The sequence below is a fragment of the Shimia sp. Alg240-R146 genome, from assembly GCF_947331465.1.
In the GTDB taxonomy this organism is placed as follows: Bacteria; Pseudomonadota; Alphaproteobacteria; order Rhodobacterales; family Rhodobacteraceae; genus Shimia.
Window position 1 is genome coordinate 768,668 of sequence record NZ_CAMZOK010000001.1, and the last position, 26,324, is coordinate 794,991.

Genomic DNA, 26,324 nt, shown 5'->3' on the forward strand with positions numbered 1-26,324 from the left:
GAGAGAAAAGATGAAAAAACTGATTGCTGCCGCACTGGCCACAACTGCTTTGACCGCACCGGTCATGGCTGAAGATATCAAAGAATTCCGCATCGGTGTTTTGGGCGGAGAAAACGCTCAGGATCGCATGAATTCGTATGAGTGCTTGCGCACCAAAACCGAAGACCTGCTGGGTGTTGAAACCAAAGTGTTCGCACCTGCCGACTATAACGGTGTGATCCAGGGCCTGTTGGGCGGCACCATCGACATGGCATGGCTGGGCGCGTCGGGTTACGCAAAAACCTTCTTGTCCGACCCAGAAGCGGTTGAGCCAATCCTCGTTAAAGTGAACGTTGACGGCGGCTACGGCTACTACTCCGTTGGCTTCGCACGCAAAGACGCGGACATCGAAAGCCTTGACGCGATGAAGGGCAAAGTCTTTGGCTTTGGTGACCCGAACTCCACGTCCGGTTTCTTGATCCCATCGATCGAAATTCCTGAAGCAACCGGCGCGACCATGACGTCCGGCGACTACTTCGGCGAAGTAAAATTCACCGGTGGCCACGAGCAGACAATCGTAGCGGTTTACAACGGCGACATCGACGCTGGCGTGACTTGGGCCGACGGTCTGGGCGAATGGGAAGACGGTTTCAACTCCGGCGCGCTGCGCAAGGCTGTTGATGCGGGTCTCGTAGACATGAACGAACTGGTTCAGATCTGGCAGTCCAAGCCGATCCCAGAAGGCCCAATCGTTCTGCGCAAAGCTCTGCCAGAAGCCACCAAAGTGAAAATGACCGCTCTGATGGCATCGCTGCCAGCGATGGACTCCGAATGCGCCTATGGCGTGCTGTCGGGTGAGGCCAAAGGCCTGATGCCAATCGGTCACGACGCCTATGAGGTGATCATCGAAGCACGCAAGCTGAAGTCCAACTAAAGCTTGCGACGCAAGATTTCTCAGGCCCCGCACCCATCGCGGGGCCTGTTTTTTGACTTGAAAGGGCAGTCATGACTGAGCTGACGGGACGCGTCACCGATATTCGCGCCGATTACATGGCGCAGGTGCGGCGCAAGCGGATGATGGACGGCATCATCCTTGTGATTTTCATCGCGTTGATGGTGTCAGGGTTCATGATCGCAGACGACCGCAATGCAGGCGGTTTCTGGGACGGGCTGCACCGGTTTTTTGATTTCCCCAAAGAAGTCGTGAGCGAAGCGGTTGGCAAACTCGACGAGATGCCGGCGCATTTTATAACGTTCTTCCCGTCGTTGATTGAAACGATCAACATCGCGGCGGCGTCGACCTTGCTGGGCGCAATGCTGGCGATGGTTCTGTCGCTGTTGTCGACACGCGGAATGGCCAAGTGGCCGCGCCTGATCCCTTTGTTTCGCCGGATCATGGACATTATGCGCGCAGTTCCGGAGATCGTGATTGCGCTGGTTCTGATCTTTGTCATGGGCGGTGGACCTGTGCCCGCGATGATCGCAATTGCGTTTCACACGGCTGGGGCGCTGGGCAAATTGTTTTCCGAAGTGAATGAGAACGCGTCGTTGAAACCCGTTGAGGGTCTGCAATCGGTTGGGGCCAGCTGGGCGCAACGTATGTGGCTGGGCGTGATCCCGCAGGTAGCGCCGAACTACTTCAGCTATGCGCTGTTGCGGTTTGAGATCAACATCCGCGCCTCCGCCATCCTTGGCTTTGTGGGTGCCGGCGGCATTGGCTATGAGCTCAAGAACGCTATGAGCTGGGGCAAGGGCCAGTATGACGAAGCTGCCGCAATTTTCCTTCTGCTGTTTGCCGCCATCGTGGCGGTCGATCAGCTATCCTCTGTGGTGCGCGAGCGCCTGACGCACGGCAAAACCACCGCACAAGCACAAAAGGTGTCGGCATGAGCATCGCAGCCAATGAAACCGATTTCCTGAAAGTTCAGGCCGATCAGCAATTTAGCCGCAAACGGTTGTTCAGCTTTGGTCTGCCTGTCGTGGTCTTGCTCTATCTGACCTATATTTTCTTCAACTTTGACGTGCCGGGCCTGGTCAAGCGTTTTGAAGTCGACAATGCCCGGGCCCTTGTGGCCGATAGCTATAGCTACAAAACCCATATCACCCGCGACAACCGCACTGGTGATGTCACCGCCGCCATCGAAGGCGAGCGCAAAGGCTCTTATCCTGAGGGCACCGTCCCTGAATGGGTGACGTTGGGCGCGGCCGACAAGGTGATTGACCTTGGTGGTGGACATGAAATCGTCTTTGGGGCCGACAACTTTGTCAGCTACGACGTGCCGGGATACGGGTTGATCACGGCGCAGCCGAGCCGTGCGAGCGGTGTGCAAGCCAGCTTGCCAACCTCCGAAACGCCTGATTGGATCAATGCGTCCAAAAACCGGATGACGATCACCACCGACGCTGGCCGTTTGACGATCACCCGCAACCGCACCGAAGTCTTCCGCTACTTCGCTGGTTGGGAGCTCTTCTTCTTTACACTCGACAGCCCCTATTCGGGTCTTGGGTTTGGCGAGGTCATGTCGCGAGCGCTGGGCGGCGAATCTGCTGCGATTTGGCAGGATTTCTGGAACAACAAGATGTGGCGCCACAAAGATGTGGCCTGGGCGTTGTTTGAAACCATCCTGATGGCGTTTTTGGGCACGATGGGCGCGGCGATTGTGGCTTTGCCGCTGGCATTTCTGGCGGCCAAGAATTTCACGCCTTTCACCGCCGTGCGCCAAATAACCCGCCGGTTCTTTGACTTCTTCCGTGGCGTAGACGCGCTGATCTGGACCATCGTGCTTGCCCGCGCTTTTGGGCCCGGTCCTCTGACCGGTGCATTGGCGATCCTGATCACCGACACAGGAAGCTTTGGTAAAATGTTCTCCGAGGCGCTGGAAAACGTCGACAAGAAACAGATCGAGGGCATTCAATCCACCGGTGCGAAACCGTTGCAGCGATATCGCTTTGGGGTGATCCCGCAGGTGACACCTGTGTTGCTTAGCCAGATCCTGTATTATCTGGAAAGCAACACCCGCAGCGCGACCATCATTGGCGCGATCACCGGTGGCGGCATTGGTTTGATGCTGACCCAAGCGATGATCACCCAAAAAGACTGGGAAGAGGTCGCCTATTACATCGTTTTGATCATTCTGATGGTGATGGCGATGGATTGGTTCTCGGGCTGGCTGCGCCGCAAATTGATCGCGGGCGACGAAAGCGGGCGCTAAGCTTACTCTGAACGAAAAGGGGCGGGCGGACTCGTCCGGCCCTTTTATTTGTTCCCTCAATACCTCCGCCGGAGGATCACATCTCTTCCTCAACCGGAGACACAGACCATGGCCAAACTTTCGGCAGACGCCCCTTTGATCCATCCCGATTGTATTCTGCACGAGGTCACCTATGGCCGGTTTGTCGAAATCGGACAGGGCAGCCGGATCATCAATGCGCGGTTTGATGACTACTCATACTGTGACCGCATGGCCGAGGTGGCCAATGCCGAGATCGGCAAGTTTGCCAACATCGCCGCCTTCAGCCGGATCGGTGCCACGGATCACCCGATGGAAAACGCTTCCCTTCATCATTTCCTCTATCGCTCTGCAGATTATTTTGACGACGCGGAGCACGATGTCGCGTTCTTTGAGCACCGCGCAAGCCGCGTGGCGCGGATCGGGCACGACACATGGATTGGGCACGGGGCGATGATCAAGCCGGAGGTCAGTTTGGGTCACGGCAGTATCGTGGCGGCGGGTGCGGTGGTCACCAAAGACGTGCCGCCTTACATGATTGTGGCAGGAACACCGGCGACGCCGTTGCGGCCAAGGTTTTCGCAAGCGGTCGCGGACCGGCTTTTGGCCTTGGAGTGGTGGGATTGGGACCACGACGCGCTGAGGGCGGCGCTGACGGATTTCCGCAGCCTCAAGGCCGAGGCGTTTTTGGAAAAATATGAGCGGTGATGGCGTGGAAAGGCCGGCGGGTTCTGCGATAGGGTGTGGTTGGCGTTGCAGAGAATGGCGGGTTAGAGCCCAAAGTACCAGATTCTGCGCGGTCTACGAGCGTCTGCTTCCAAAGGTTCGCCATGATTGTTAGGATCAGTTTGAACTTTTTTGGAGTAACTTTGTGCGCAAACCCAAGGGTCGCCTGACCGATGCATTTAGTATGCCAGACGATGAAGCTGGGAAGCCTCGCACTGTCCTGATGTTGGATCAGCTCACGCATGTCCCAGAGGCAGGAGACGTCTTGCAAGTCGCTGATCGTAACTTGCCGATTGCTCAGGTCGATGGTCGGCGGACAAGGAATTGCTTGACGGGCTGGAAGTTGACAGGGCGGGGTTGTGTTGCTGTCTTGATCAACGAACCGACGGACACTCTGCGACCATTGGTACAGCGACCAGATCGTCTTTTTGTCACGTGGAGGCCTAAAGACGAATTGCCTTGGCACTTCCAAACTGACGATCTGCCGACATTTACGCATCTCAATGAAGGTTGGAACGCGGATCCAAATGATGTCGGCCTCAAGATTGAGCAAAGCGGCGAAACGCTGTTGGCTCATATGCGGCCAAATCCATATGTCTATCGTGAATACGAGTACGCACCTGCGATCACAGTCTGCTTCAAAGGCTGCAAGCGGTATCGTGTGACACCAGTAAATGACCATGGATGGTATGACGGCCAATGCCGTTTCAGCGGGCTTGCACCGTCATGGGGCGAGTTCTACGAAATCTCAGGCAACACCCGAGACGATATGGACCCCACACCTTGGATCACGATGGCAGGATCTGGAACGCGGCATTTTCATTTCTACCTGAGAGACGAAGCCCTTGAGGTCAAAGCGCAAGATTGGTCGATGGAAACTAAAAGCTGACCTTCGTTTTCGTTTCCCGAAAGGCAACAAAGTCCCGGAAAGCCGCCGCGCCGAATGTCTGCCCCCAGCTAAAGGCCAAACTACATGGTGATCTACTCAGCGGCCATCTTCATATGCGCGGGCGAGGCAAAGAACCGCTGCGCCGCTATGCCCGTGAGGTGGCTGATGCGACCACCGGAGATTGTGCCTTCGATTGCGTGGGTCTGCTCGTTCACGATGGCAATGTCGGCGCGTTTTCCATGATCCAATGTGCCACGGTCATGCAGCCCCATGATGTCGGCTGGTGTGCGGGATATCATTGCCCAGGCTTGGGGCAGCGTGCACAGGCCGTCGTCAACCAGACGGAAAGCCGCTTTGGCGAGGGCGGGGTAGTGATAGTCCGAGACCAACACGTCACACAGCCCTTCGGCGACCAGATTGGCGGCGCGAATGTTGCCCGCCTGCGATCCGCCTCTGACGACATTCGGGGCGCCCATAATCACACAATCCCCAACGGCTTTGGCCACCGCAGCCGCGCCACGTGCCGTGGGAAATTCGCAAATCCGTGCACCAATCAGGGAAAACCGCTCGCGCGTGTCGGCATCGGGGTCATCATGGCTGCCGTAGCGAATTCCCAGCGTGTCAAACGCATCCGCAAGCGTACAAAGATAGCGCGGCACGCGGGCTTCCTGTTCGATGGCGTCGTTGACGATGGCCATGTGCTGTGCGGCTGTGCGCCCGCTTTTCGTGGCCCAAAGCATGATCTCGTCGGGCTTTTCACGGGCCAGCTGGCGTGCTTCGTCGAGGTGATTGTTGAAGACAACATAGTCGATGGCATGGCGGCGAACGGCCGCCAAAAGCCGGTCTGTTGTGTCGACGGTATGGGTTTCGCAGCGCACTTGAATGCGCAGATCGCTGACCGCGTGGGGGCGGTAATGGTCCAGTGCATCAAACAGGTCTTCGGCAAAATCAGGGCCGCGATGGCCGCCTTCCCAGCTCCAGCTTTGGGCAAGCCATGCGGTGGTCACACCATTGGCCGCCATGTCGCGGTCGGTGGCGCGCAGACCCATTTCCAGCGGAAACGGCGCGGAGGGACGTGGTGCGATGTGGCGCTCAAATGCGTCGCCGTGCATGTCGATAATGCCGGGCAAAAGCAAGTAACCGGACAGGTCTACTTCCGGCAACGGGCCTTTTGAGATGCGTCCTTTGTCAACCACCAGAGAGCGGCTTTGCAGGGTGCCATCGCGCAGGATTTTGGCGCCTGTAAGGCGCAGGGACAGTGTTGATCTGGACATGGGTTATGCTCAATCTCGGTTTTCTCGAACCGTACATGTCCTATGTGTCGCCTGCGTGACGGGTGGCGGGTTTTTGCCCCTATTCAGACAGGGTCAATGTCACGCGGTCTCCGGCAAACCACGTGGTGCCAAATTCGATGGGGCGCTGGTTGGTGTCGACGTTTACCCCGACGGAGCGCAGGATTGGGTCGCCTTCTGAAATGCGCAGATGCAGGGCCTGCGTTGCGGACGCGGGACGTGCCGCCAAGCGGGTCTGGGCACGGGTGTAGTCGGTGATGCCATGTTCCTTGAGCGCCGCGGTGACAGAGCGCAGGCGATCAAGTTGGGCGGTGAGATCCGGAAAGCGGTCGGCGGGAAAGACAGAGCGGAAGACGGCGATGGGTTGACCATCCGCGAGCGACAGACCGTCGTAGACGTGAACTTGTGCGCCCTCAGAAAGGCCAAGGGCGTCGGCTTCGGTCGCGTCAGCGAGGCGTGTTTCAAGATGCAGTATTTCTTTGCCCGGTAGACGCCCGGCCTGTTCCAGATTGCGGTGGTAGCGGACGCGTTTGCCGATCGCATAGTCTGTAGGAACCTGAGCCACAAAGACGCCCGCGCCGCGGCGGGCGTGGATCAACCCATTGTCAGACATGGATTTTAGAGCGTGGCGAACCGTATGGCGGTTGACCCCGAAGCGTGCGGAAAGCTCGGCCTCGGTGGGCAACTTGTCGCCCGGTCCATAGCGGCCTTCGGCGATGTCTTCGGTCAGAGCGGCGGCAATGGACTGCCAGATAGGTGTGCGTTTGACTGTCATCAGAGGTCTTTTGTCATGAAAAGTTCACGGGTCTTGGGATTGCGCGACTCGCATCGTGCGGCTAGGATTTGTCTAGTTGTATAGGAATATAGACAAATCAGCAAGGTGTCTAGATGACCGCAGAAAATAACAGACGCTCATGGATGTCGGTGTTGGCCAAGACGCCAGCGGGACGGCTTTTGGCGCTTTGGCATGAGTTGGGCGCAGAGCCTGATTTTCACTGGCTGCGCGCGCCGGAGATTGGCGCGACGATGGTACGAGGCCGCCTCGGTGGCACCGGTGCTCCGTTCAATTTAGGGGAAATGACGCTGACACGATGTGCGTTGCAGCTGGAGAGTGGCGCGGTTGGACATGGGTATGTGCAGGGGCGCGACAAGGACAAAGCGCGGGTCGCTGCGTTGGTGGATGCGTTGATGCAGACCGAACAGGCCGAGGCTGTGCGCGCGGCGATCCTGACGCCGTTGCAGGCAGAAATGACGGCCAGCAAAGGCACGCGTGCGGCAAAGGCTGCGGCGACGAAGGTGGATTTCTTCACCATGGTGCGGGGGGAAGACTGATGGATGCAGATGTCCTAAAGGGCGGTTTTGCAGATGCGCCGATTGAGGCAGCACATGCCTTTCGCGCGGCGATGACTGCGATTGCGCGCCCCGGAAAGATCGAAACCCTAAAAGGCGCGGTGCCGCCTGCGCCGATGTCGGTGGCGGCGGGAACCTTGGTTCTGACGTTGTGCGACCCTGACACGCCTGTCTTTCTTGCGGGCGAATGGGATTGCCAGCCGGTGCGCGACTGGATCGCGTTTCATGTGGGTGCCCCGATTGTGAGCGCTGCTGAGGCGATGTTTGCGATTGGCGATTGGGCGGGTTTGGCGCCGCACACGCAGTTTGCGATTGGCACGCCGGAATACCCGGATCGCTCGGCCACTTTGATTGTCGAGTGCGACGCTTTGAAAGCAGACGGCGCGGTGCTGCGGGGCCCCGGCATCAAAGACACGGCGTCGATGGGATTGCCTGAAGTAGACGCGTTTCAGATGAATGCGATGCTGTTTCCCTTGGGCTTGGACTTTTTCTTCACCAGCGGGGACCAAGTGTCCGCGTTGCCACGTACAACGAAAGTGGAGGCGGCCTGATGTATGTTGCAGTTAAAGGCGGCGAGCGTGCGATTGACAATGCGCACGCGTGGTTGGCCGAAGAACGGCGCGGTGATCTGGATGTGGCTGAGCTGTCGATTGCGCAAATCCGCGAACAGCTGTCACTGGCTGTGAACCGTGTAATGGCAGAAGGGTCGCTGTATGACCCCGATCTGGCGGCGCTGGCGATCAAGCAATCCCGCGGCGACATGATCGAGGCGATTTTCCTGATCCGCGCCTATCGCACCACATTGCCCCGGTTTGGTGCCACGGCCCCTGTGGACACCGAGGCGATGGCTTGTGACCGACGGATTTCGGCGACCTTTAAAGATGCGCCCGGCGGGCAGGTCTTGGGGCCAACGTTTGACTACACACACCGTTTGCTGGATTTTGCTTTGGCCGCCGAGGGGGACATTCCTGAAGCGCCCCAAAGTGAGCCGCGCACGGAGGTCACACCGCATATCACCGAGTTCCTCAATCAAGAGGGTTTGATCCAGACCGAAGTGTCATCGGATGACGTTCCGGGGGATTTGACGCGCGAACCGTTGGAATTGCCAAGTTCGCGTCCTTTGCGTCTGCAGGCTTTGACGCGGGGCGATGAGGGATTTGTTCTGTCGATGGCCTATTCGACGCAGCGTGGCTATGGCCGAAACCATGCCTTTGTAGGCGAGTTGCGCATCGGCAAAGTGGCTGTGGAAATGGACATCCCTGAATTGGGTTTCGCGATCGAAGTTGGTGAGATCGAGTTGACGGAATGTGAGACAGTAAACCAGTTTCAGGGCTCCAAGACCGAGCCGCCGCAGTTCACGCGCGGTTACGGACTGGTGTTTGGACAATCCGAGCGTAAGTCGATTTCGATGGCTTTGGTGGACCGTGCGCTGCGCTGGCAAGAGCTGGGCGAAGACAACATGGGCGCGCCTGCGCAGGACGAAGAGTTCGTGCTGTATCACTCCGACAACATTCAGGCGACGGGCTTTTTGGAGCACATCAAGCTGCCGCATTATGTCGATTTCCAATCTGAGTTGGAGCTGATCCGCAAGCTGCGCCGCGAGGCGATGGAAAACATCAATCCCGTGCAGGAGGCGGCGGAATGAGCGATTATAACTTTGCCTATCTGGACGAGCAGACCAAACGCATGATCCGGCGCGCGATCCTAAAGGGGCTTGCCATTCCCGGATATCAGGTGCCGTTCGCCAGCCGCGAAATGCCAATGCCTTATGGCTGGGGCACGGGCGGTGTGCAGGTGTCTGCCGCGACCCTCACGCCGGATGACACCTTTAAGGTCATCGATCAGGGGGCAGATGACACCACCAACGCTGTGTCGATCCGCAAGTTCTTCGAGAAGACCGCAGGCGTGGCCACAACCGAAGAAACCAGCGCGGCAAGCGTCATTCAGACCCGCCACCGCATCCCAGAGGACGAACTGCGCGAAGATCAGATCCTTGTGTATCAGGTGCCAATTCCCGAGCCTTTGCGGTTTCTGGAGCCGTCTGAGGTGGAAACACGCAAGATGCACAGCCTTGAAGAATATGGCCTGATGCATGTCAAACTGTATGAGGACATCGCCAAACACGGCGCGATTGCCACGTCTTACGCCTATCCGGTGAAAGTCGAGGGGCGCTATGTGATGGACCCAAGCCCAATCCCGAAGTTCGACAACCCGAAGATGGAAATGGCGGGCATTCAATTGTTCGGCGCGGGGCGCGAACAGCGGATTTACGCGCTGCCGCCGTATTGTCAGGTGGTCAGCCTCGATTTTGATGACTTCCCGTTTGAGGCCAGCAAAGCAGATCACGCCTGCGACATGTGTGGCGCGACCGACAGTTATCTGGACGAAGTTATCATGGATGACGCGGGCAACCGGATGTTTGTGTGTTCGGACACAGATTATTGCGCCAGCCGCCGCAAGGCGGGGCATGTGGGTGCGCAAGGCACACCTTTTGAGGAGGACGCGGCATGACACCGCTTCTGCAAGTTCAGAACATCAGCAAGTTTTACGGCCACCGGATTGGCTGTCAGGACGTGAATTTCGATCTCTACCCCGGAGAAGTCATGGGGATTGTTGGGGAAAGCGGTTCGGGCAAATCTACGCTCCTCAACTGCCTCGCCGGTTTTCTAACTCCAGAGACCGGCGAGGTGCGATTTGAAATGCGCGATGGCGAGATGCGCGACACGGTCACGATGAGTGAGCCGGAGCGTCGTATGCTGAGCCGCACCGATTGGGCCTTTGTGCATCAACACGCGCGCGACGGGTTGCGGATGAACGTGTCGGCGGGCGGCAACGTTGGCGAGCGGCTGATGGCTGTGGGTGCGCGGCATTACGGCAATATCCGTGCTGAGGCCGTCGATTGGCTGGGCCGGGTTGAAATCAGCGAAGAGCGTGTGGACGATCGCCCGACGCAGTTTTCCGGCGGGATGCAGCAGCGTTTGCAGATTGCGCGCAACCTGGTGACAGGGCCGCGGTTGGTGTTCATGGACGAACCCACGGGCGGGCTGGATGTGTCGGTGCAGGCGCGCTTGCTGGATTTGTTACGCGGATTGGTGCGGGAAATGGGACTGAGCGCCATTATCGTGACGCATGATCTGGCCGTGGTGCGTCTGCTGGCGGACCGGTTGATGGTGATGAAGGATGGTCATGTGGTGGAAACCGGCCTGACCGATCAGGTGCTGGATGATCCGCAACATGCGTACACGCAGTTGTTGGTGAGTTCGGTTCTGCAAGTTTAAAGGCGGGGAGGGGGCTGTCTGCCCCCCGTCGCAAGCGACTCCCCCCGAGGATATTTTGGGCAAAAGGAAGCTCTGATGATCGAGATCAGGAACCTCAGCAAGACATTCACCCTGCACAATCAGGGTGGCGCAGTCATTCCGGTGATGCACGGCGCAGAGTTGGTGGTGGCGCCCGGTGAGTGCGTGGCGTTGACCGGCGCGTCGGGCGCCGGCAAGTCGACGTTGATGCGGATGATATACGGCAACTATCTCGCTGCGGGCGGGTCGATTGTCGTGGACGGCGTCGACGTCGTACAGGCGGAACCACGCGAGATTTTGGCGTTGCGGCGTGACGTGCTGGGCTATGTGAGCCAGTTTCTGCGCGTGGTGCCGCGCGTGCCAACCGTGGATGTGGTGGCGGAGCCGTTGTTGGCGGTGGGGGCCGAAGGTGAAGCAGCGCGCGCCAAAGCGCGGGAGTTGTTGGCGCGGTTGAATATTCCCGAAAGGCTGTGGTCGTTGTCGCCAACATCCTTTTCAGGCGGCGAGCAGCAGCGCGTGAACATCGCGCGCGGTTTTGCGCACGACTATCCGGCGATGTTGCTGGATGAGCCTACGGCGAGTTTGGATGCAACCAACCGCGAGACGGTGCTGAGCCTCATAGAAGAGGCAAAGGCGCGTGGTGCTGCCATCGTTGGCATTTTTCACGATGAAGCGGCGCGGGCGCGGGTTTGCGATCGCGAGATCGACGTGTCGATCTATACTCCAGGTTTGACGGCGGGAGCTGCATGATGGCGGTGCGCGTGATCGGTGTTGTCGGGCCATCCGGCGTAGGCAAGGATACCGTGATGGAAGCCTTGGCAGCGGCGGACGCACGGGTGCGGCTGGTTCGGCGGGTGATCACGCGGGCGGCCGGTGCGGGCGGTGAAAACTCGGTTGGTGCAACCGAGGCGGAATTTGATGCATTTGTCGCGCAAGACGCTTTTGCCTTGTGGTGGGCCGCGCATGGGCTGCTCTATGGCGTGCCGCGTGACGGGCTGGCGGTTGATGACGCGGACGCGGTTGTGTTGGTGAACTTGTCGCGCAGCATTCTCGACAAGGCGCGCGCGGCATTTGACGATTTTGCAGTGCTCTCTTTGACAGCCGACATTCCAACTCTGGCGGCGCGATTGGCGGCACGGGGACGGGAGAGCGCGAAAGAGATTGAAGGCCGTTTGGAGCGGGCCGCCAGTGAGCAACCGCAGGGCGCGGATGTGATTGAGATTTCCAATGACGGCGCGCTTGAGGAGACCGTGGCGCGGGCTTTGGCCGCGCTTCAGCCGGTGAGGGTATGACGTTGGATTTCGTGAAACATTCCTGCTTCGTCCTCGCCCACGAGGGTCAGGCTGTCGACCACAAACGGGGTTGGCAAAAACGGGGTCACGTGCGGCGTCAGCGCAGCAATTGTGGCCTCGGCGTTTTTGCCAAGGCGACCGGACATAGTGATGTGAAAGCGGAACTCGTCCATCACATAGGGGTAGCCCCATTGCGCCAAGAGCTGCTCTTGGCGGGCGGAAAGGCTGGATTTACGACGACGCTCCAGCTCGTCCGCGCTGGGTGGTGCGCGAAAAGCATCGAGATCGCGTACGGCATGACCCGCGAGCGCGGCCAAGGACGCCTGATCACCGATGATGGTCAACGCGATAAAGCTGCCGATGCGCGACAGTTGCAGACCGTCCAGCGCCACCGGCGCGAGGTTGGTGCAAAGCGCGCTGAAGGCGCTGCGCAGACCCGCAATTTCGGTGCCCTCTGCGAGAAAAAACGGCGGTTTGATTGTGCCGTGCAGGCCGTATTTGCGCGGCGTCGCGGTGATTTCAGCGATTTGCAGGGGCAAATCGTTTACATGGGGATGCGCCACTGCCGTGCCGGTGATCACGTCCCAACCCAACCAAGCCGCACCAAAATCAGCCAATGCGCCAGGACGCGGTGTGTAGTAAATGCCGTATCTTCGGAACTGCATGATGACTCTTTCAACCTTTTGACAGCGAATGCCAAGAATGCGTGACACCCACATGACACAAGAGATGATCCTTGCAAATGCCACCCTTGTTTTGCCCAACGAGACCGTAACCGGGTCTATTGTTGTGCGCGACGGGCTGATTGCTGAGATGGACCAGGGGGCCGCTGTGCCAAGCGGCGCGCAGGACTGCGAGGGGGACTATGTCGCTCCGGGTCTGGTCGAGTTGCACACCGACAACCTTGAGCGACACATGCGGCCACGGCCCAAAGTGGACTGGCCGCATCAGGCGGCGATTGTGGCGCATGACGCCGAGCTGGCGAGTGTTGGCATCACGACGGTATTTGATGCGCTGCGCGTCGGGTCGATCTTGAGCGATCCAAACAAGAAATACGGGAAATATGCGCGGTCGGTGGCGAATGAGATCCTGTCGATGCGCGACAGCGGCGGGTTGCGGATCAGCCACCACATCCATTTGCGTGCCGAAACCTGTTCGGAGACATTGGTGGAGGAGTTGGAAGAGTTCGGTCCAGAAGACCGTATCGGCATCGTGAGCTTGATGGATCACACGCCGGGGCAGCGCCAGTTCACGGATCTGTCGAAATTTGAGGCCTATGTTCGCGGCAAGTACGCGATGGATGCGGATGGGTTTGACGAGTACATGGCGTTTCTTGTTGGGCTGCATGACACGTTCGGTCTCAAACATGAGCGTGCCACGGTTGACGCTGCGGAGCGGTTCGGTGCGGTATTGGCAAGCCACGATGACACGACGGCGGCTCAGGTGGCCACATCGGCGGGCTATGGTATTCGCTTGGCGGAGTTTCCAACCACGGTCGAAGCCGCAAAGGCGAACCATACCCACGGCATTGCCAATATCATGGGCGGGCCGAACCTAGTGCGCGGCGGATCACATTCGGGCAACGTCGCGGCGATGGAGTTGGCGGAGAAAGGCCTGTTGGACATTCTGTCGTCGGATTATGTGCCGTCGTCTTTGTTGTTGGGCGCTGTCATGCTTGGCAATCAATGGGGTGACATGGCCAAGGGGCTGCGCACGGTCACAGCCGCGCCTGCGGAATACACCAATTTGACGGATCGCGGGCGCTTGGCGGTGGGACTGCAAGCTGACCTGATCCGATTTAGATTGACCGAAGGTGTGCCTGCGTTGCGGGCCGTGTGGCACAAAGGGGTGCGGGCGGCTTAAAGTTGGTCAAAGGCCGCGGCGTAGGACACTGCGAAAGGCGTCTTTAGCGCACCGGGTGTCAGCTCAAGCGCCATGAAGTACGGCCCGGCAAAGACATTGGTGAAGCCTTTGGCGATGTCCACCGAATAGCCGAAACGTGTGTAGTAGTCCGGGTTGCCCAAAACAAAGCTGGCTTGCCAGCCGTCCATTTGCGCTTGGGACAAGCCACGGCGGATGAGCTGCGCGCCTATGCCTTGTTTCTGGTGATCGGGTGCGACGGAGACTGGCGCGAGGCCCAAGGCGCGGACGGGTGCGGCCATGGGCGAGAACATCACATGGCCGATGATGTCACCGGGCGTTTCAGGGCGAATATGCATAAAGCGAGATTAGGGGCTGTGGCATTTGAAGTCTATTGTCAGGGATAGGGTTGCAGCTCGTTTGGCGGTGCGAGATCGCCCTAAAAACTGCAGGTAGCAACCGGATTTCGTGCGGAGTCAGACACGCACAGAAGAAGACGTTAGGCCGCTTGCAGAAAACGCTCACATTGCGCCGCTCCTGCGTTTACTTTGCAAGGTGGCGGAGGTCTGCTCGGGAGGTTGACGGTTGCGAAACCCGCGTTTACAAAAATGGTTCAGGGGTCTGCAAGAACCTCGTGAGGCGCCAGCCCAAACTTGCATCCTTCCAACCTGTTCAAGGAGGATGCTTTATGGCGTCATACAATGAAATCCCCGTTTCGACATTGGCCCGCTTGGTGGGCACACCAGACTGCCCCGTGCTTTTAGATGTGCGCATAGATGCAGATTTCGAAGCGGACCCGCACCTGATCCCCGGCGCGGTCCGTCATCCCTTTCTAGACGTGCTTGAACTAGCCGACGCGCTCGTGGGCCGTTCTGTTGTCATCTATTGTCAGAAGGGCCTGAAGATCAGCCAGGGTGCTGCTGCGTTGTTGCGATCAGCCGGTGTGAAGGCGGAAGTCCTTGAAGGCGGCCAGTTCGCGTGGAGGGATGCCGGACATCCGATGGTTCTTGCTGAAAAGCTCCCGCCGCTTGATGCCAGCGGGCGCACGGTCTGGGTCACGCGACACAGGCCAAAGATCGACCGGATCGCCTGTCCCTGGCTTATTCGCCGGTTTATCGATCCAAACGCTCAAATACTTTTCGTCGCAGCCTCGCAGGTCTCCAATGTGGCGGAACGTTTTAGTGCGACGCCCTTCGACATCGAAGACGTGTTCTGGAGTCATCGCGGCGAAAAATGCACATTCGATACGATGGTTGAAGAATTTGGCATTAAACATAAAGCGTTGGAGCGATTGGCCTTAATCGTTCGCGGTGCCGACACCAACAGGCATGATCTGGCCCCTGAAACAGCAGGGCTTCTTGCCGCCTCATTGGGCCTGTCGCGAATGTATCGCGACGACCTTGAACAACTCGAAGCTGGCATGGTTCTTTATGATGCATTCTATCGATGGGCGCGCGATGCGACGGCCGAAGGACACGACTGGCCTGCCGCGTCGGCGAGGGGATAGATCATGAGTTTATCCAGTAACGTGCGGGTTGATGAAACCCCGACGCTTGCGGAAGCGACACAGGTTTGGTGGAAGATCGGTATTCTGTCGTTCGGGGGGCCGGCGGCCCAGATCGCGCTTATGCATAAAGAGATCGTCGAGGACCGCAGTTGGCTTTCTGAGCAGCAATTCCTGAATGCGTTGAGCTTTTGTATGCTCTTGCCTGGCCCTGAGGCGATGCAATTGGCAACCTATGCCGGGTGGCGGTTGCATGGCACGCGAGGGGGTCTGATCGCGGGGCTGTTGTTTGTGCTGCCCGGTGCCGTTGTGATCATGATGCTAGCGGCGATTTACAGCATCTATGGCAACGTGCCCCTCGTAGAGGCTTTGTTTTATGGCATCAAGGCAGCCGTTCTGGTGATCGTGGTTGAGGCGCTGATGCGGGTCGCGAAAAAGGCGCTTTCGCAGCGCGTGCACTGGATCATCGCCGGTATGACGTTTGTTGGGTTGTTCTTTCTGTCCATTCCATACCCGCTGATCGTGCTTATTGCGGGAGTGTTTGGCTGGTTCATGGGAACTCCGGATGCAGATGGGCAGACCATTGGCACCGCGCATGTGTCGGTCCGCAAGACCATTGGCACAATTGTCCTGTGGCTGGCGATCTGGCTTTTGCCGCTGATGGCTCTCGCAGGTTCGGGCGCGCCGGAACTTCTGGTCGAAGTCGGCATGTTCTTCTCGACGCTTGCCGTTGTGACCTTTGGCGGTGCCTACGCGGTCCTCGCCTATATGGCGCAGGATGTTGTGGGGCACTTCGGCTGGTTGACAGCGGGGGAGGTTGTCGATGCGCTCGGCTTGGCCGAAACCACGCCCGGGCCGCTTATTCTGGTTACGCAATTCGTCGGGTTTCTTGCAGGGTTCAAAGAGGGCGGGCTTCTTCTTGGGCTGAGCGCTGCTGTGGTGGCTCTATGGGTCACCTTCGCGCCGTGCTTTCTCTGGATTTTTGCCGGTGCCCCATACATCGAATGGATATCAAGCCAACCGAGGCTGCGAGGAGCTCTCAAGGCGATCACTGCCGCAGTCGTTGGTGTCATCCTAAATCTCTCGATCTGGTTCGCGATGCATGTGTTGTTCGCTGACGTCAGTCAGCAGAAGCTTGGGCCTATCACGCTTTGGAGGCCGGACATTGAAACCGTCGAATGGCTCACTGTCGCCCTGTTCCTTATTAGCGGGTTTTTGGCCTTTCGGTTGCACTGGGGTATCATCAGGGTTCTCTTCGTCGCGGCGCTTCTGGGCGCTGGTTTGCGACTGCTGATCTGACGCCAGATATACTTGGTGCTTGGCGGACGGACCCAACGAAAAAGCCCCGGCTTTCGCCGGGGCTTTTTGAATTCGTCTGTCGTCAAGCTTAGCCGATTGCAGCCGCTTTCACGTCTGCGTCGATGTAGGGCAGGTATTGCTCGAAGTTGTCAGCAAACATGCCCACCAGTTTGGCGGCTTGGGCGTCATAGGCGTCTTTGTCGGCCCATGTGCTGCGTGGATCGAGCAGGCTGTCATCAACACCTGGTACAGAGACGGGCACTTCGAAGCCGAAGTTGGCGTCTTTGCGGAACTCAACGTGGTTGAGCGAGCCGTCGAGCGCTGCGGTCAGCAAAGCGCGGGTGGCTTTGATCGGCATACGCGAGCCTGTACCATAAGCGCCACCGGTCCAGCCGGTGTTGACCAGCCAGCAGGTGGTGCCGTGCTCGGCAATCTTTTGACGCAGCAGGGCGCCGTACGCTTCGGGGCGACGTGGCATGAAAGGCGCGCCAAAGCAGGTCGAGAAGGCAGGTGATGGTTCGGTCACGCCACGCTCGGTGCCAGCCATTTTGGCGGTGAAGCCCGACAGGAAGTGATATTCTGCTTGCGCGGGTGTCAGGCGGGCCACCGGAGGCAGCACACCGAATGCGTCGCAGGTCAGCATGATCACGTTCTTGGGGTGGCCGCCTAAGCCGTTGTCCGACGCGTTCGGGATCGACTCCAGAGGATAGGCGCAGCGCATGTTCTCGGTCAGGCTGCTGTCCTCAAAATCGAGTTCCTTGGTGTCTTCGTCGTAGACCATGTTCTCGATCACAGTGCCGAACATTTGCGTGGTGGCGTAGATTTCTGGCTCTGCTTCGGGGTTGAGGCCGATAGTCTTGGCGTAGCAGCCGCCTTCGAAGTTGAAGGTGCCGCGATCGGACCAGCCGTGCTCGTCATCGCCGATCAGCGTCCGGTTGGGGTCAGCAGAAAGCGTGGTTTTGCCGGTGCCGGAGAGACCAAAGAACACGGCGCTGTCGACCGGGTTGCCTTTGGCATGGTTGGCGGAGCAGTGCATCGGCATGATGCCTTTTTCCGGCAAGATGTAGTTCAACAGGCCAAAGACGGATTTCTTGTTTTCGCCGGCGTATTCGGTGTTGCCGATCAGGATCATCTTTTTGTCGATGTTCACGGCAATCACTGTCTCGGTGCGGCAGCCGTGCTTTTTCGGGTCCGCCTTGAAGGTCGGGCAGTTGATGATGGTATAATCAGCCACGAATGTGTCCAGCGCGTCGCGGGTGGGACGGCGCAGCAAGTGGCGGATAAAGAGGTTGTGCCAAGCCAATTCGTTTACCACACGCACGTTGATTGCGTGGGTTGGGTCGGCGCCGGCTGTCAGATCCTGCACAAAGTATTCGCCGCCTTTCATATGCTCGAGCATATCGGCGTGCAGGCGATCAAAGGCGTCTGCTTCCATCGGGGCGTTGTTTTCCCACCAGATGGTGTCTTCGGTGGTGGGGGTGCGGACGGTGAATTTGTCCTTGGGCGAGCGGCCGGTGAATTCACCGGTGCTGACAAGGAATGTGCCGCCATTGCCCAGAGTGCCCTCGCCACGCTTAAGCGCGTTTTCGATCAGGGCGGGCTCCATAAAGTTGTAATAGACATTTCCCAGACCTTCGATCCCTTGATCTTGCAGGCGGAAGTTCGGGTTTACCCGTCCAAATGTCATTTTTTACACTCCTGTAGCCGCATTTTGTTGGCGGCGGTCCTTTTAAGCCCTCGGAACGAAATAATCTTGCGCGTTCAAACGCTCCGAAGCGTGACACGGCGGTCATAACATGCGGTTTCCAAGGATGAACAGGCGGCTTTGACGCAGTTAGCGCAATCAAATGCAGGTTAGCGCAATCAAATGTTCCTATTGGCGCCTGGGTGCCCGTTTGCGCAACAAAAGTGAGACAAATTAGCCATTCGGAAGTGAATTTGAGGCCAAATGAGGGCGAAATAAGACGCGAATCGCACTTTTACATTGATTGCCGGAGTCCCTAATGCGCATACTGGCGCAAAAAACAGGCAATAAAACGAGCAACATAAGGATCTGACAGATGTCGAAGATCGCCTTGGTGGACGACGACAGGAATATCCTGACGTCCGTATCTATGACCCTTGAGGCAGAGGGATTTGAAGTAGAGACCTACAATGACGGCCAGCAAGCGCTGGACGCATTTAACAAAAAACTCCCGGACATGGCCGTCCTGGATATCAAAATGCCGCGCATGGATGGCATGGACCTGTTGCAGCGTTTGCGACAGAAAACCGCGATGCCGGTGATTTTCCTGACGTCTAAAGATGACGAGATCGATGAGGTTCTCGGCCTGCGCATGGGGGCGGACGATTACGTCAAAAAGCCATTCTCGCAGCGTCTTTTGGTTGAACGCATCCGCGCGCTTCTGCGTCGGCAGGAAGCAGTCGACGGCGAAATCGTCGGCGATACCGAAGATACAAAGATCATGGAGCGCGGCGAGTTGACGATGGATCCGCTGCGCCACTCGGTCAGCTGGAAGGGTCAGGACGTGACCCTGACGGTGACGGAATTCCTGTTGCTGCAGGCGCTGGCACAGCGTCCCGGTTTTGTGAAAAGCCGCGATCAGCTGATGGATGTGGCCTATGACGATCAGGTCTATGTCGATGACCGTACAATTGACAGCCATATCAAGCGTTTGCGCAAGAAGATGCGGACTGCTGATTCTGACTTCTCAGCGATTGAGACGCTCTATGGCATCGGTTATAGGTACAACGAAGAGTAACGACGCAAGGCCGGAAGGACCGACGTGCAGGACATGGCCCAAGGGCGGGACGGAGACGTTGTATTGGGCGATGACTGGGTCGCGCCCGAAGCCAACGTCGAAAGGGAGATGCGCGGACGGCGGGAACGTCGTCGGCTTTTGCCGCTGAGCAAATCCCCGCTAACGCGCAAGATCATCACTTTCAACCTGATCGCGTTGTGCGTTCTGGTCGCGGGTATCTTGTATCTCAACAGTGCACGCGACAGTTTTGCGGTGCAACGTGCTTCGGGCCTGATTGCCGAAGGACGGTTGATCGCGGGTGCCTTTGAAGCGCAGATGCCGTCTGGGGCGCCGGTCAATTTGGCAACTGATGATGGTGTCAAAGTGGGCGGTACGCTGGAAAAGCTGCCTTTGCAAAAAGGTACAAGCGTCTTTGTCTTTGACACTTCCAAGAACGCCGTTGGCATGAAGGTCGGGGAGGCCACGTCAAGCGCAGCGCAGGCTTTGGCGGAACGTCCAGAGGGCACGCCGCTTACATCGACACTGAACAAACTGTGGGAAACCATCGGAGGAGATGGTGAAAGCGGGCTGGGAGAAGACGCCGAAAGTGAAGCGCGTCTTAGCCAGATTGCGGAGCTGGCGCTGGCCGAAGGTGAGCATCTGGCGACGTTGGAGGCCGCTGACGGTGATACAGTGTTCGCCGTGGGTGTGGCTGTACAACAAGCCGGGCGCAACGTTGGTGCGGTGGTGCTGGTCAGCGCTGCCGGAGAGCTGGATCAGATGGTCAGTTCTGAGCGTGAGCGCGTTTTGCAGATGTTCTTGATTGCCACTGTGGTGTCGGTGGGTCTGTCGATGGTTCTGGCGTCTACGATTTCCAACCCATTGTCCGATCTGGCCGCAGCAGCCGAGATCGGGCGCGACAACGACACACGCAAGGTCAACCCGGGCCGCGTGCGTATCCCTGATTTGACGGCCCGGCCTGATGAGATCGGCCGCTTGTCCGGTGCGTTGCGCGGAATGGTTTCGGCCTTGTATGAACGCATCGACAGCAACGAGCAATTCGCGGCTGACGTGGCGCATGAGATTAAAAACCCGCTGGCCTCATTGCGTTCCGCCGTTGGGTCGCTTCGGATGGTAAAGAAGGAAGAGCATCGCGAGAAATTGCTTGATGTGATTGAGCACGATGTGCGCCGTCTGGACCGTCTGGTCAGTGATATTTCCAATGCGTCCCGTTTGGACAGCGAATTGGTCAAAGAAGAAGAGGAGCAGTTCAATCTGCTCGAGATGATTGGCAACCTGACCCAGTATCTGGGGGAGGACGCCAAGGGCAAAGGCATCGAGTTCGTCAGCGACCTGCCGGAAGTGCCAATTGAGATCAACGGACTTGAGGCGCGGCTGGCGCAGGTGTTTGTCAATCTGATCACCAACGCGATCAGCTTTTGCGAAGACGGTGACGCCATTCGCGTCTGGGCGCGCAAACGCGAAAACCGGGTGTTGGTAGTGGTCGAGGACACGGGCCCCGGCATTCCGGAACAGGCGCTTAACAAGATCTTCAACCGCTTTTACTCGCATCGGCCTGAATCCGACTTTGGCAATAACTCCGGTCTTGGGCTGGCGATCTCCAAACAGATCGTAGAAGCACATGGCGGCGTGATCTGGGCCGAAAATATCCGTCCCACAGATGCCGACATCACCTCTGAACCTCTGGGCGCCCGTTTCGTGGTCGGCCTTCCGGTGTAAGTCATGGCGACCGGCGAGGATGGCGGATCAGGCACCCACGCCGGAGCGTCAGACCTCGATGACACCACCCTGCATGCTTCCTGTGTGGCCCTTAACGGGTGCGCGGTTCTGATCACGGGCAAATCCGGCAGCGGTAAGTCCGCGCTTGCATTAGAATTGATGGCCTATGGCGCAACGTTAGTGGCAGACGACTGTACTGTCCTTCGCCAGAGTGGATCGACCTTGACGGCTCGCGCGCCAAGCACCATTCGCGGCAAGATCGAAGCGCGCGGAGTTGGCATTTTGCGGGGGCAGACCGCGACAGAAGCCGAGGTGGTGCTTGCCGTGGACATGGACAGGGTTGAGGAGGACCGCTTGCCGCATCCGCAACAGGTCGTGCTACTTGGCCATTCTATCCCCTTGTGCCGACGGGTCGAAGCAGCGCATTTTGCAGCAGCGATTCTGCAATACCTGCGCGAAGGGAGAGATGCGTGACCGCAGCGCCGTCGACATCGAAAAAGCACCGTCTTTTGCTGCTAACAGGCCCGTCCGGCGCGGGCCGTTCAACGGCCATCAATGCGCTCGAAGACAGCGGCTATGAAACCATCGACAATTTGCCGATTGGCCTGTTGGGCCGGCTGCTTTCGGATCAGCCGCTGACGGGCCCATTGGCGCTGGGTCTTGATGTGCGCAACAGGGATTTTTCCTCGCAGGCATTGCTGGAGGCGCTCGACCTTCTGAAAGGCGTCCACGAGGCCGACCCCGAGCTTTTGTACCTGGACTGTCGCGCCGATGTTCTTGCCCGACGCTACAGCGAAACGCGCCGCCGCCATCCGATGGCGCCCGACGGGGAGCCATCACAGGGCATTCGCCGTGAGTTGGAACTTTTTGCGCCTGTGCGGGCCCGAGCGGATGTGTTGATCGACACCTCAGAGCTGAGCCCACATGAATTGCGCGCGGCGGTGGAACAGCATTACGCCCCCAAAGACGGTCAATCCCTGGCGCTGACAGTGACGTCTTTCAGCTACAAACGGGGTTTGCCGCAAAGTGCCGATATGGTTTTTGATTGCCGCTTCCTGCGCAATCCGCATTGGGAGCCCGATTTGCGTCCGATGGACGGTGGGGATGCACCTGTGGGGGCCTATGTCGCGGATGATCCGTCGTTTGATCCGTTTTTCGACTCACTCACGAAAATGCTGACGACTCTGTTGCCTGCTTACATCGGAGAAGGCCGGAGCCACCTGATGATCGCATTTGGGTGCACGGGGGGGCGGCATAGATCGGTTTTTATGGCTGATTCCGTCGCGGCTGCTCTTGCACAACAGGGCTGGCGGGTGTCAATTAGGCATCGCGAACTCAACCGGGTCGCAACGCTTCCGGGACATGGGCCGGACAGCACAGCAGATGGGGAAGACAAAGCGTGATCGGAATTGTGATCGTGGCACATGGCGGGCTGGCGGGTGAGTACCTGGCAGCCATGGAGCATGTGGTCGGCGCGCAAAATGGCGTCTCTGCCATCGCGATTGAACCAGACCACGACCGGGCCACAAAGCAAGGCGAAATTTGCGCAGCAGCAGATGCCGTCGACAGCGGCAATGGCGTGGTCATCGTCACTGACATGTTTGGCGGCTCGCCCTCCAACCTCAGCCTGCGCGCCTGTGCGCCTGCCAATCGGCGCATCCTCTATGGGGCCAATTTGCCGATGCTGATCAAGCTGGCCAAAAGCCGTCACCTTGAGGTCGGGGATGCGGTGCGTTTGTCGCTGGATGCCGGTCGCAAATACATCGACAGCCAAAATATCCACACGGGGTGAGCCATGAGTGAAACCACATTACGCACACTGGCAATCGTCAACGAAAAAGGGTTGCATGCGCGGGCCTCTGCCAAATTGGTGGAAGTGGTCGAAGGGTTTGACGCATCCGCAGAAGTGTCCAAGGATGGGTTGAGCGCAAGCGGCGACAGTATTATGGGGTTGCTGATGTTGGCGGCGTCCAAGGGAACGTCTGTGGATGTCGCGACTAGCGGACCGGACGCAGAGGCGCTGGCCGATGCCATCGAAGCGCTTGTTGCCGACAAGTTCGGCGAAGGCTTTTAAAGCGAAAGACGGACGGCCAAGTGTTTGGCCGAAGAACGGGAAGAATAAGTTGGTGGACACAGTGCCAGAGCCACATATGGCGAACAAAGGCAAAGGCGGAAGCGAGACCGCCCATGACAGCGAAGGGCAGGTTTATGACCGCCGCACGCTGACCTATGCCAACTCGTTTGACGACCGCTGGACGGGCTTTGCCATTCGCGCCATCGAATGGATGACTGGCAAGTTGACCATCTTGGGCATGGTTAACAAGTTCGAGAGAAACAACGAGAAATTCCGGGGGCAACGTTTCTGGCGCGGCGCACTGGACGTAATGGGCATCGAGCTCACAACGCCTGCTGAACAGTTGGCAAACATCCCGACGGATGGCCCGGTTGTGGTTGTGGCCAACCACCCGCACGGCATGGTTGATGGCATGATCTTTGCAGATCTCATCGGCAGGGTCCGGCAGGATTACCGGATTCTGACGCGGTCTGTGCTAACTGGTCTGGACGAAGCGGCCTCGAGCTTTATGATCCCGGTGCCTTTCCCGCATGATCCGGACGCGCAGCGCAAGATGGTCGAAATGCGCGGCAAGGCCATGTCCCACCTCAAAGAGGGCGGCGTCGTTGCGCTCTTCCCTTCGGGTGTCGTTATGAGCTCTGAGAGCTGGTTTGGACCGGCAATCGAGCAAGAGTGGAATGTCTTTACCGCCCAGATGATCCGCCGTTCTGGTGCGCGGGTTGTGCCGATTTTCTATCCCGGGTCCAACAGCCGCGCATATCAGATCGCCAACAAAGTGTCGCCGATCTTTCGGCAGGGCCTTTTGCTGCATGAGATCGTCAGATCTTGTAACAAGCCGCAAAAACCCGTGGTCGGCGCGCCACTGACCGACGAACAGATGGAAATGCTGCAAAGCGATCCGCGCGGCTTTATGGCTTGGTTGCGTCAGCACACCTTGGATCTGGGCAAGTCCGGCTAAAGCCTTTTCTTCACATCTCTATGGCTCGAAATACCCCGGAGCGCGAGGCAGAGCCTCGCCCACCGTGCAGGCGTAAGCACGCGCAAAACCTGAGCGCGTCAGCGCACCGATGAATTGCGATCAGGCAGGGTCAGCGGGTCGGGACCGGCACGTCTCCACGGTAGTCATAAAACCCACGTTTGGTTTTCCGACCCAGCCAGCCGGCTTCGACGTATTTGGTCAAAAGCGGGCAGGGGCGGTATTTCGTGTCCGCCAATCCGTCATGCAGCACGTTCATGATCGCTAGGCAGGTGTCCAACCCAATGAAATCGGCCAGTTCCAGCGGCCCCATCGGGTGGTTGGCACCGAGTTTCATGGCGTTGTCGATCGACGCCACATTGCCCACACCTTCGTAGAGCGTATAGCACGCCTCGTTGATCATCGGGATCAGGATGCGGTTCACGATGAAGGCCGGGAAATCCTCGGCGCTGGCAGCGGTTTTGCCCAGCTTGGTGACGATGCCCAAGCACGCCTGATAAGTAGGTTCATCGGTTGCAATGCCACGGATCAGTTCGACCAGCTGCATCACCGGCACCGGATTCATGAAGTGGAACCCCATGAACCGCTCAGGGTGGGTGGTACGCGAAGCCAGGCGGGTGATCGAAATCGACGACGTATTGGAAGTCAGGATCGTGTCCGGGCTGAGATGCGGCTTCAGCGTGTCAAAGATCTGATGCTTGATTTCTTCCCGTTCGGTTGCGGCTTCGATCACCAAATCAGTGCCACCCAAAGCGGGCAGTTCCAAGGTGGTGGCAATGCGCGCCATCGCAGCGGCTTTCTCGTCTGCGGAGATCTTTTCTCGGCTCACTTGACGTTCGAGGTTCTTGTCGATTCGCGCGACAGCAGCGTCCAATGCGCTCTGATCGATGTCGTTGAGCAGGACTTCATAACCCGCCAGCGCCATAACATGCGCGATGCCATTGCCCATTTGGCCGGCTCCGACCACTCCGATTGACCCGATGTCCATGATCCGACCCCATTATTTGGCTTTGTCGAACCTTATGCCTGCGTTTCACCCCACCGCAAGGGGGCGGGGTGGCTAAAATTTACTGTAACTTAGCACTTTAGGCATTTGGCAAACAGTTTGCGCGAATCTGGGCGCGGGTGAGGATAGTTGTGGTGAAAATATGTCGTTTGCTAAAATGGACGCTGGTGAAATTGATTACGCTCCGTGTCGGTATGGAAAATCTCGGATCACATTTCGTGGTCCGAAAAAGACGCTTGAAGATGCCTATGTGGCTTTCATCGGTGGAACGGAGACCTATGGAAAATTTGTACCGACCCCGTTTGTGTCGCTGGTCGAAGACGAATTGGATATGGAATGCGTCAATCTGGGTTGTGTGAACGCTGGCATTGATGCCTTTCTCGCGGAGCCACCGGCGTTGGATGTGGCGCAACATGCTGATGTCACGGTGATTCAGGTGATGGGCGCGCAGAATATGTCGAACCGGTATTACAAGGTGCATCCGCGCCGCAATGACCGGTTCATCGGCGCATCGCAAATGATGCAACTGGTGTTTCCTGAGGTCGACTTCAGCGAATTTCATTTTAACCGGCATATGCTGCAAACGCTGCAGTCACGGGCGCCAGAGCGATATGCGATGGTGCGCGAAGAGCTGAAGATGGCGTGGAACGCCCGGATGAAGCTGTTGCTCAATACCATCAGCGGCAAAGTCATCCTTTTGTGGGTGTCGGCACATTCCCCGGATGACGAGGTTGCGACCTTAGAGCTTGGTCGCGATCCGTTGTTTGTTGATCGAGGGATGCTGGATGGGCTGGACCCGTTGGTCGACGGTCTTGTCGAAGTGGTTGTAACGGCTGAAGACGCGGTGCAGTCCACCGACGGCATGGTGTGCTCTGAAATGGAAAAGGTGGCGGCGAAGGTTATGCTTGGCCCGAAAGTACACGAGCTTACGGCTCGGAAGGTCGCCGAGAAGGTCAAAGACCTGATCTGACCAACTTCGCCCCGGTTGGATTATCGCAAAAGAAAAGGCCCGCCAATGAGCGGGCCTTTTTGTGTGTCTAGGGCAGGCGGCCTAGGCCGCCTGATGGGCG

The 26,324-nt window shown here is 58.1% G+C and carries 30 protein-coding genes; 23 read left to right on the top strand and 7 right to left on the bottom strand.

Features of this window, described 5'->3' with window-relative positions; genetic code table 11:
- The first annotated feature begins 10 nt into the window (after window positions 1-10).
- From phnD to PG871_RS03595, 4 genes are all read left to right on the top strand, one after another.
- A complete protein-coding gene (gene phnD / locus PG871_RS03580) occupies window positions 11-913 on the top strand; it encodes a phosphonate ABC transporter substrate-binding protein (RefSeq protein ID WP_270726042.1) in 903 nt (300 codons plus the stop codon).
- A 71-nt stretch (window positions 914-984) separates the two neighbouring features.
- Window positions 985-1,869, top strand: a complete 885-nt coding sequence (gene phnE / locus PG871_RS03585; protein WP_270726044.1) for a phosphonate ABC transporter, permease protein PhnE — start codon at window positions 985-987, stop codon at window positions 1,867-1,869.
- Window positions 1,866-3,191: a phosphonate ABC transporter, permease protein PhnE gene (gene phnE / locus PG871_RS03590; protein ID WP_270726047.1), complete on the top strand. Its 1,326-nt coding sequence runs from the start codon at window positions 1,866-1,868 to the stop codon at window positions 3,189-3,191. Before phnE (PG871_RS03585) ends, phnE (PG871_RS03590) begins: the two co-directional genes overlap by 4 nt.
- Before the next feature lie 108 nt (window positions 3,192-3,299).
- A complete protein-coding gene (locus tag PG871_RS03595; protein ID WP_270726049.1) occupies window positions 3,300-3,917 on the top strand; it encodes a chloramphenicol acetyltransferase in 618 nt (205 codons plus the stop codon).
- Here the strand turns inward: PG871_RS03595 and PG871_RS03600 are convergent.
- On the bottom strand, window positions 3,880-4,512 hold the full coding sequence (locus PG871_RS03600) for a hypothetical protein (protein ID WP_270726052.1): 633 nt from the start codon (window positions 4,510-4,512) through the stop codon (window positions 3,880-3,882). The genes PG871_RS03595 and PG871_RS03600 overlap by 38 nt on opposite strands.
- On the opposite strand from PG871_RS03600, the gene PG871_RS03605 reads away from it, so the two are divergent.
- A complete protein-coding gene (locus PG871_RS03605; protein ID WP_270726053.1) occupies window positions 4,513-4,824 on the top strand; it encodes a hypothetical protein in 312 nt (103 codons plus the stop codon). It begins immediately after the preceding gene.
- Window positions 4,825-4,916: 92 nt separating this feature from the next.
- Here the strand turns inward: PG871_RS03605 and PG871_RS03610 are convergent, their stop codons facing one another.
- Entirely contained in the window at window positions 4,917-6,098 is a 1,182-nt protein-coding gene (locus PG871_RS03610) for an alpha-D-ribose 1-methylphosphonate 5-triphosphate diphosphatase (protein ID WP_270726056.1), read from the bottom strand.
- A gap of 79 nt (window positions 6,099-6,177) precedes the next feature.
- Window positions 6,178-6,891, bottom strand: a complete 714-nt coding sequence (phnF, locus tag PG871_RS03615) for a phosphonate metabolism transcriptional regulator PhnF (protein WP_270726058.1) — start codon at window positions 6,889-6,891, stop codon at window positions 6,178-6,180.
- A gap of 113 nt (window positions 6,892-7,004) precedes the next feature.
- On the opposite strand from phnF, the gene phnG reads away from it, so the two are divergent.
- The 7 genes from phnG (at window position 7,005) to phnN (ending at window position 12,054) form a co-directional block, all read left to right on the top strand.
- On the top strand, window positions 7,005-7,448 hold the full coding sequence (phnG, locus tag PG871_RS03620) for a phosphonate C-P lyase system protein PhnG (RefSeq protein WP_270726060.1): 444 nt from the start codon (window positions 7,005-7,007) through the stop codon (window positions 7,446-7,448).
- The gene (gene phnH / locus PG871_RS03625; protein ID WP_270726062.1) at window positions 7,448-8,017 is read left to right on the top strand and encodes a phosphonate C-P lyase system protein PhnH; all 570 of its coding nucleotides are present in this window, start codon (window positions 7,448-7,450) and stop codon (window positions 8,015-8,017) included. The genes phnG and phnH overlap by 1 nt, the downstream gene beginning before the upstream one ends.
- The gene (locus PG871_RS03630) at window positions 8,017-9,111 is read left to right on the top strand and encodes a carbon-phosphorus lyase complex subunit PhnI (protein ID WP_054003642.1); all 1,095 of its coding nucleotides are present in this window, start codon (window positions 8,017-8,019) and stop codon (window positions 9,109-9,111) included. Before phnH ends, PG871_RS03630 begins: the two co-directional genes overlap by 1 nt.
- Window positions 9,108-9,977: an alpha-D-ribose 1-methylphosphonate 5-phosphate C-P-lyase PhnJ gene (locus PG871_RS03635; protein ID WP_270726070.1), complete on the top strand. Its 870-nt coding sequence runs from the start codon at window positions 9,108-9,110 to the stop codon at window positions 9,975-9,977. The genes PG871_RS03630 and PG871_RS03635 overlap by 4 nt, the downstream gene beginning before the upstream one ends.
- Window positions 9,974-10,744 carry a phosphonate C-P lyase system protein PhnK gene (phnK, locus tag PG871_RS03640; RefSeq protein WP_270726074.1) on the top strand — a complete coding sequence of 257 codons (771 nt, stop codon included), beginning with the start codon at window positions 9,974-9,976 and terminating at the stop codon, window positions 10,742-10,744. The genes PG871_RS03635 and phnK overlap by 4 nt, the downstream gene beginning before the upstream one ends.
- Window positions 10,745-10,819: 75 nt before the next feature.
- The gene (gene phnL, locus PG871_RS03645) at window positions 10,820-11,512 is read left to right on the top strand and encodes a phosphonate C-P lyase system protein PhnL (RefSeq protein WP_270726076.1); all 693 of its coding nucleotides are present in this window, start codon (window positions 10,820-10,822) and stop codon (window positions 11,510-11,512) included.
- Window positions 11,509-12,054, top strand: a complete 546-nt coding sequence (gene phnN, locus PG871_RS03650) for a phosphonate metabolism protein/1,5-bisphosphokinase (PRPP-forming) PhnN (protein WP_333559655.1) — start codon at window positions 11,509-11,511, stop codon at window positions 12,052-12,054. Before phnL ends, phnN begins: the two co-directional genes overlap by 4 nt.
- Here phnN and PG871_RS03655 read toward each other — a convergent pair.
- Entirely contained in the window at window positions 12,036-12,719 is a 684-nt protein-coding gene (locus PG871_RS03655) for a DUF1045 domain-containing protein (RefSeq protein WP_270726079.1), read from the bottom strand. The genes phnN and PG871_RS03655 overlap by 19 nt on opposite strands.
- A gap of 52 nt (window positions 12,720-12,771) precedes the next feature.
- Between PG871_RS03655 and PG871_RS03660 the strand changes: the two genes are divergently transcribed.
- On the top strand, window positions 12,772-13,917 hold the full coding sequence (locus tag PG871_RS03660) for an alpha-D-ribose 1-methylphosphonate 5-triphosphate diphosphatase (protein ID WP_270726082.1): 1,146 nt from the start codon (window positions 12,772-12,774) through the stop codon (window positions 13,915-13,917).
- Here PG871_RS03660 and PG871_RS03665 read toward each other — a convergent pair.
- Window positions 13,914-14,273, bottom strand: a complete 360-nt coding sequence (locus tag PG871_RS03665; RefSeq protein ID WP_270726085.1) for a GNAT family N-acetyltransferase — start codon at window positions 14,271-14,273, stop codon at window positions 13,914-13,916. The genes PG871_RS03660 and PG871_RS03665 overlap by 4 nt on opposite strands.
- A 329-nt stretch (window positions 14,274-14,602) precedes the next feature.
- Here PG871_RS03665 and PG871_RS03670 point away from each other — a divergent pair, with 329 nt between their 5' ends.
- Both PG871_RS03670 and chrA read left to right on the top strand, forming a co-directional pair.
- Window positions 14,603-15,421, top strand: a complete 819-nt coding sequence (locus tag PG871_RS03670; RefSeq protein ID WP_270726087.1) for a sulfurtransferase/chromate resistance protein — start codon at window positions 14,603-14,605, stop codon at window positions 15,419-15,421.
- Between the two features lie 3 nt (window positions 15,422-15,424).
- Window positions 15,425-16,717 (top strand): chromate efflux transporter, encoded by a 1,293-nt coding sequence (gene chrA / locus PG871_RS03675; RefSeq protein WP_270726090.1) that lies wholly within the window; start codon window positions 15,425-15,427, stop codon window positions 16,715-16,717.
- Window positions 16,718-16,805: 88 nt separating this feature from the next.
- Here the strand turns inward: chrA and PG871_RS03680 are convergent, their stop codons facing one another.
- Complete coding sequence (locus PG871_RS03680) at window positions 16,806-18,404, bottom strand: phosphoenolpyruvate carboxykinase (RefSeq protein WP_270726093.1); 1,599 nt, start codon at window positions 18,402-18,404, stop codon at window positions 16,806-16,808.
- A 373-nt stretch (window positions 18,405-18,777) separates the two neighbouring features.
- On the opposite strand from PG871_RS03680, the gene PG871_RS03685 reads away from it, so the two are divergent.
- The 7 genes from PG871_RS03685 (at window position 18,778) to PG871_RS03715 (ending at window position 24,230) form a co-directional block, all read left to right on the top strand.
- Entirely contained in the window at window positions 18,778-19,479 is a 702-nt protein-coding gene (locus PG871_RS03685; protein ID WP_270726095.1) for a response regulator transcription factor, read from the top strand.
- Between the two features lie 33 nt (window positions 19,480-19,512).
- A complete protein-coding gene (locus tag PG871_RS03690) occupies window positions 19,513-21,198 on the top strand; it encodes a sensor histidine kinase (protein ID WP_270728709.1) in 1,686 nt (561 codons plus the stop codon).
- A 3-nt stretch (window positions 21,199-21,201) separates the two neighbouring features.
- Window positions 21,202-21,672, top strand: coding sequence for an HPr kinase/phosphorylase (locus tag PG871_RS03695; RefSeq protein ID WP_270726097.1), 471 nt, complete (start codon window positions 21,202-21,204; stop codon window positions 21,670-21,672).
- Window positions 21,669-22,601, top strand: coding sequence for an RNase adapter RapZ (rapZ, locus tag PG871_RS03700; RefSeq protein ID WP_270726098.1), 933 nt, complete (start codon window positions 21,669-21,671; stop codon window positions 22,599-22,601). Before PG871_RS03695 ends, rapZ begins: the two co-directional genes overlap by 4 nt.
- On the top strand, window positions 22,598-22,990 hold the full coding sequence (locus PG871_RS03705; RefSeq protein WP_270726100.1) for a PTS sugar transporter subunit IIA: 393 nt from the start codon (window positions 22,598-22,600) through the stop codon (window positions 22,988-22,990). Before rapZ ends, PG871_RS03705 begins: the two co-directional genes overlap by 4 nt.
- A 3-nt stretch (window positions 22,991-22,993) precedes the next feature.
- Window positions 22,994-23,272: an HPr family phosphocarrier protein gene (locus PG871_RS03710; RefSeq protein WP_270726103.1), complete on the top strand. Its 279-nt coding sequence runs from the start codon at window positions 22,994-22,996 to the stop codon at window positions 23,270-23,272.
- 76 nt (window positions 23,273-23,348) lie between these two features.
- A complete protein-coding gene (locus PG871_RS03715; protein ID WP_270728710.1) occupies window positions 23,349-24,230 on the top strand; it encodes a lysophospholipid acyltransferase family protein in 882 nt (293 codons plus the stop codon).
- Window positions 24,231-24,360: 130 nt separating this feature from the next.
- Here the strand turns inward: PG871_RS03715 and PG871_RS03720 are convergent, their stop codons facing one another.
- Complete coding sequence (locus PG871_RS03720; RefSeq protein WP_270726106.1) at window positions 24,361-25,236, bottom strand: 3-hydroxybutyryl-CoA dehydrogenase; 876 nt, start codon at window positions 25,234-25,236, stop codon at window positions 24,361-24,363.
- Window positions 25,237-25,396: 160 nt separating this feature from the next.
- Here PG871_RS03720 and PG871_RS03725 point away from each other — a divergent pair, with 160 nt between their 5' ends.
- Window positions 25,397-26,224 carry a DUF6473 family protein gene (locus PG871_RS03725; RefSeq protein WP_270726109.1) on the top strand — a complete coding sequence of 276 codons (828 nt, stop codon included), beginning with the start codon at window positions 25,397-25,399 and terminating at the stop codon, window positions 26,222-26,224.
- Window positions 26,225-26,324: the final 100 nt, after the last annotated feature.

Bases quoted from the DNA above. Each gene is read 5' to 3' on its own strand.
- PG871_RS03680 (WP_270726093.1), bottom strand. From the start codon at position 18,404: ATGACATTTGGACGGGTAAACCCGAACTTCCGCCTGCAAGATCAAGGG.
- PG871_RS03665 (WP_270726085.1), bottom strand. From the start codon at position 14,273: ATGCATATTCGCCCTGAAACGCCCGGTGACATCATCGGCCATGTGATG.
- PG871_RS03690 (WP_270728709.1), top strand. From the start codon at position 19,513: ATGGCCCAAGGGCGGGACGGAGACGTTGTATTGGGCGATGACTGGGTC.
- PG871_RS03635 (WP_270726070.1), top strand. From the start codon at position 9,108: ATGAGCGATTATAACTTTGCCTATCTGGACGAGCAGACCAAACGCATG.
- PG871_RS03715 (WP_270728710.1), top strand. From the start codon at position 23,349: ATGGCGAACAAAGGCAAAGGCGGAAGCGAGACCGCCCATGACAGCGAA.
- PG871_RS03660 (WP_270726082.1), top strand. From the start codon at position 12,772: ATGACACAAGAGATGATCCTTGCAAATGCCACCCTTGTTTTGCCCAAC.
- phnL (WP_270726076.1), top strand. From the start codon at position 10,820: ATGATCGAGATCAGGAACCTCAGCAAGACATTCACCCTGCACAATCAG.
- chrA (WP_270726090.1), top strand. From the start codon at position 15,425: ATGAGTTTATCCAGTAACGTGCGGGTTGATGAAACCCCGACGCTTGCG.
- PG871_RS03610 (WP_270726056.1), bottom strand. From the start codon at position 6,098: ATGTCCAGATCAACACTGTCCCTGCGCCTTACAGGCGCCAAAATCCTG.
- PG871_RS03595 (WP_270726049.1), top strand. From the start codon at position 3,300: ATGGCCAAACTTTCGGCAGACGCCCCTTTGATCCATCCCGATTGTATT.
- phnH (WP_270726062.1), top strand. From the start codon at position 7,448: ATGGATGCAGATGTCCTAAAGGGCGGTTTTGCAGATGCGCCGATTGAG.
- PG871_RS03670 (WP_270726087.1), top strand. From the start codon at position 14,603: ATGGCGTCATACAATGAAATCCCCGTTTCGACATTGGCCCGCTTGGTG.
- phnD (WP_270726042.1), top strand. From the start codon at position 11: ATGAAAAAACTGATTGCTGCCGCACTGGCCACAACTGCTTTGACCGCA.
- PG871_RS03695 (WP_270726097.1), top strand. From the start codon at position 21,202: ATGGCGACCGGCGAGGATGGCGGATCAGGCACCCACGCCGGAGCGTCA.
- phnE (WP_270726047.1), top strand. From the start codon at position 1,866: ATGAGCATCGCAGCCAATGAAACCGATTTCCTGAAAGTTCAGGCCGAT.
- phnN (WP_333559655.1), top strand. From the start codon at position 11,509: ATGATGGCGGTGCGCGTGATCGGTGTTGTCGGGCCATCCGGCGTAGGC.
- PG871_RS03605 (WP_270726053.1), top strand. From the start codon at position 4,513: ATGCGGCCAAATCCATATGTCTATCGTGAATACGAGTACGCACCTGCG.
- PG871_RS03720 (WP_270726106.1), bottom strand. From the start codon at position 25,236: ATGGACATCGGGTCAATCGGAGTGGTCGGAGCCGGCCAAATGGGCAAT.
- phnF (WP_270726058.1), bottom strand. From the start codon at position 6,891: ATGACAGTCAAACGCACACCTATCTGGCAGTCCATTGCCGCCGCTCTG.
- PG871_RS03655 (WP_270726079.1), bottom strand. From the start codon at position 12,719: ATGCAGTTCCGAAGATACGGCATTTACTACACACCGCGTCCTGGCGCA.
- PG871_RS03725 (WP_270726109.1), top strand. From the start codon at position 25,397: ATGTCGTTTGCTAAAATGGACGCTGGTGAAATTGATTACGCTCCGTGT.
- PG871_RS03685 (WP_270726095.1), top strand. From the start codon at position 18,778: ATGTCGAAGATCGCCTTGGTGGACGACGACAGGAATATCCTGACGTCC.
- PG871_RS03630 (WP_054003642.1), top strand. From the start codon at position 8,017: ATGTATGTTGCAGTTAAAGGCGGCGAGCGTGCGATTGACAATGCGCAC.
- phnK (WP_270726074.1), top strand. From the start codon at position 9,974: ATGACACCGCTTCTGCAAGTTCAGAACATCAGCAAGTTTTACGGCCAC.
- PG871_RS03600 (WP_270726052.1), bottom strand. From the start codon at position 4,512: ATGAGCCAACAGCGTTTCGCCGCTTTGCTCAATCTTGAGGCCGACATC.
- PG871_RS03710 (WP_270726103.1), top strand. From the start codon at position 22,994: ATGAGTGAAACCACATTACGCACACTGGCAATCGTCAACGAAAAAGGG.
- phnE (WP_270726044.1), top strand. From the start codon at position 985: ATGACTGAGCTGACGGGACGCGTCACCGATATTCGCGCCGATTACATG.
- phnG (WP_270726060.1), top strand. From the start codon at position 7,005: ATGACCGCAGAAAATAACAGACGCTCATGGATGTCGGTGTTGGCCAAG.